Below are 3,270 nucleotides of genomic sequence, written 5' to 3' on the forward strand. Positions count from 1 at the left end.
CTTGGCGTCGCGGATGTACTGCTCGAGGGGGTAGTCCTTCAGATATCCCGAGCCGCCGAAGCACTGCAGCGACTCCGCCAGGCACTGGTAGGAGCGCTCGGACCCCACGCCCTTGACGATCGGGAGCAGCAGGTCGTTGACGGTGTGCGCCAGTTCCGGGCCGGCGCCCGAGACGACCTCCGCGGCCACGATGTCCTGGTGGGCGGCCGCATAGAGGTACACCGCGCGCAGTCCCTCCGCGTACGCCTTCTGGGTGAGCAGCGACCGGCGCACGTCGGGGTGGTGGATGACGGTGACCTTCCCGGCGTCGGGCTTCCCGGCGTCGGCCATGTCGTTGCCCTGCACGCGCTCCCGGGCGAACTCCAGCGCGTTGAGGTAGCCCGTGGACAGGGTGGAGATCGCCTTGGTCCCCACCATCATCCGAGCGGCCTCGATGGTCTTGAACATCTGCTTGATTCCCAGGTGGGAGTCCCCGGCGAGGAAGCCGACGGCGGGCCGGCCGTGTGCGCCGAACGCCACCTCGCACGTCGCGGAGGCGGTGAGCCCCATCTTCTTCTCGATCCCGGTCACGTACACGCCGTTGCGCTCACCGGGCGCCGCGGTCTCGGGGTCCGGCAGGTACTTGGGGACCAGGAAGTAGCTCAGGCCCTTGGTTCCGGGGCCCGCGCCCTCGGGCCGGGCGAGCACCTGGTGCCAGATGTTCTCGAACAGGTCGCCGGAGTCGGCGCCGGTGATGAACCGCTTGGCGCCCTCGATGTGCCAGGTGCCGTCGGGCTGCTCGATCGCCTTGGCGCGAACGGCGCCCACGTCCGAGCCCACCTCGGCCTCGGTGAGCATCATGGACGAACCGTGGTTGCGGTCGATGATCCGGGCGGCCCATTTCTGCTGCTGCTCATTGCCGATGGTGTGCATGATCTCGGCGAACAGCGGTCCGGACAGGTACATGAAGATCGACGGGTTGGCCCCCAGGAGGAACTCCGTGATCGCCCACGTGACCATGCGCGGCGCCGCGACGCCGCCGACCGCGGGATCCACTCCGACCAGACCCCACCCACCGTCCTGCCAGGCGCGGACCGAGGCCACGTACTCCGGCGGGAGCGTGACCTCGTGGGTCTCGGGGTCGAACGTCGGCGGGTTCCGGTCGGCGGCGGAGAACGAGGCCGCCACGGGCCCCTCCGCCAGGGCGGCGGCCTCCCGCAGCATGGTGCGCACCGTCTCGCCGTCGAGCTCCGTGTCGTCCCGATCGAGGATCTCGTCGAGCCCCAACACCTCGAACAGGACGAACTCCAGGTCACGCGGGTTGCTGCGGTAGTGGGACACTCGGGTACTCCTCGTCGACGCACGGGCGCGCCGCCCGGCGCGCCAGGCAACCACCGTAGGGCCTGCGAGACGCTCGCGCGAGTCGGTCCGGAGCGCGCTCCGTTTCTTACCGGTCGGCGAGCGCGCGGAGCCGGCGGCCGGCCTCGTCGAGGACCTCGGGCCGTTTGCAGAACGCGAACCGCACCAGGTGCGACCACTCGTCGGAGTACGTGTCGGTGAACGGCGCGAACGGCACCGCCGCCACGCCGATCCGTCCGGGCAGCTCCAGGCACCAGGACGCGGCGTCGGTGACGCCGAGCGGTCGCGGATCCGCCGTGAGGAAGTAGGTCCCCTGGGTGGCGGCGAGGTCCAGCCCGACGCCCGTGAGGATGTCCACCAGCTGGTCCCGCCGGTCCTGCATCTGCGCCCGTAGCGCCCGGATCCACGCGTCCTCGTGACGCAGGGCGTGCGCGACGGCGAGCTGCAGCGGTGTGCCGGCGGTGTAACTCATGTACTGCTTGGCGGCCCGGACGCCCGCGATCAGCCCGGCCGGCCCGGTCACCCATCCGATCTTCCAGCCGGTGCAGTTGAGCATCTTGCCGGCGCTCGAGATCCGCAGGGTGCGCTCGGCCATCCCCGGCAGGGTGGCGATCGAGACGTGCTCGTTGTAGTCGTAGGTCAGGTGTTCGTAGACCTCGTCCGAGATCGCGATCGCGTCGAACTCGTGGCACAACGCCGCGATCTGCTCGAGGTCCTCCCGCGGCAGCACCGCTCCGGTGGGGTTGTGCGGCGAGTTGACCAGCACTGCCCGCGTCCGCGGGGAGAACGCCGCCCGCAGTGAGTCCAGGTCGAGCCGGAAACGATCGCCCGAGCGGACCATCCTCGCCGCGCGCCTGGTGGCCCCGGCCATCGCCACGGTGGCGGCGTAGGAGTCGTAGTACGGCTCGATCACCACCACCTCGTCGTCGGGCTCCACCAGGCCCAGCACCGCACCGGCGATCGCCTCCGTGGCGCCGACGGTGACCAGGACCTCTGTGTCCGGGTCGTGGACCAGACCCGTGTGGCCGGTCTCGTGGGCGACGATCGCGTGCCGGAGCTCGGGCACCCCCGTCCCGGGTGGGTACTGGTTGTGGCCCTCGCGCATGGCACGCACGGCGGCGTCGATCATCGACGCGGGGCCGTCGGTGTCGGGGAAGCCCTGCCCCAGGTTGACGGCCTCGAACCGCACGGCGAGTTGGGTGACCTCGGCGAAGATCGTGGTGGCGTGGGGCTCGAGACGGCGGACGGTCATGTCGTCAGCCTAGGTCCGCCGTCGCCGCCCGATACGATGGACCACATGACCGAGCACCCCGCCGCCGCATCCGTCTCCGTCGGACCGTGCACGCAGCGCCGCACCGTCCTGGCCGCCCTGCCCGGGATCATCCTGCTGCCGGGGATCGCCTCGGCGTGCGGGATGACCGAGCCGGCGGAGCCGCCGTCCACCGTGCAGCAGACGACCGAGGTGCAGGCCACCTCGATCCCCGCCGCGGACGTGCCCGTCGGGACCGCCAAGCAGGTCAAGTCGGGGGACGCGACGGTCATCGTCGCGCAGCCCACCGAGGGTGAGTTCGTCGCGTACTCGGCCCGCTGCACCCATCAGGGTGGGACCGTCCAGGTGGTCCGCGACCTGCACCTTCGGTGTCCGCTCCACGGCGCCGAGTACGACGCGACCGACGGCAGCAACACCCTCGCGCCGGCCCCTCGGCCGCTCGACGTGGTCCCGGTGACCGAGGCGAACGGCCAACTGACGATCGGCTGACCCGCGGCTGACCTGGGCTGACCCGGGCTGCCCCGCGGACGCGGGGCGCGGACGCGGGGCGCGGGCCACCAGCACCCGCCCCGCATCGAGAAGAGCGTTCCGCACCCATCGGCCGAGTGAGAATGCACGGGACGCTCTTCTCGACGGCGTGCTTCCCGGCAGCGCGACGCCGG

General features: G+C 71.3%; 3 protein-coding genes. 1 reads left to right on the forward strand and 2 read right to left on the reverse strand.

The window, feature by feature from the left end; translation table 11 throughout:
- Together G6018_RS06975 and G6018_RS06980 are read right to left on the reverse strand one after the other, a co-directional pair.
- Positions 1 to 1,320, reverse strand: a 1,320-nt coding sequence (locus G6018_RS06975) for an acyl-CoA dehydrogenase family protein (protein WP_182639241.1), incomplete at its 3' end; no start/stop codon positions are given.
- Positions 1,321 to 1,426: 106 nt separating this feature from the next.
- On the reverse strand, positions 1,427 to 2,590 hold the full coding sequence (locus G6018_RS06980; RefSeq protein ID WP_182639242.1) for a pyridoxal phosphate-dependent aminotransferase: 1,164 nt from the start codon (positions 2,588 to 2,590) through the stop codon (positions 1,427 to 1,429).
- A gap of 45 nt (positions 2,591 to 2,635) precedes the next feature.
- On the opposite strand from G6018_RS06980, the gene G6018_RS06985 reads away from it, so the two are divergent.
- Complete coding sequence (locus G6018_RS06985) at positions 2,636 to 3,097, forward strand: Rieske (2Fe-2S) protein (protein WP_182639243.1); 462 nt, start codon at positions 2,636 to 2,638, stop codon at positions 3,095 to 3,097.
- Positions 3,098 to 3,270 lie beyond the last annotated feature (173 nt).

Origin of the sequence: Dietzia sp. DQ11-44, assembly GCF_014145205.1 — a bacterium.
In the GTDB taxonomy this organism is placed as follows: Bacteria; Actinomycetota; Actinomycetes; order Mycobacteriales; family Mycobacteriaceae; genus Dietzia; species Dietzia natronolimnaea.

Excerpts from the sequence above, each read along its gene's own strand:
- G6018_RS06980 (WP_182639242.1), bottom strand. The coding sequence starts at position 2,590 with ATGACCGTCCGCCGTCTCGAGCCCCACGCCACCACGATCTTCGCCGAG.
- G6018_RS06985 (WP_182639243.1), top strand. The coding sequence starts at position 2,636 with ATGACCGAGCACCCCGCCGCCGCATCCGTCTCCGTCGGACCGTGCACG.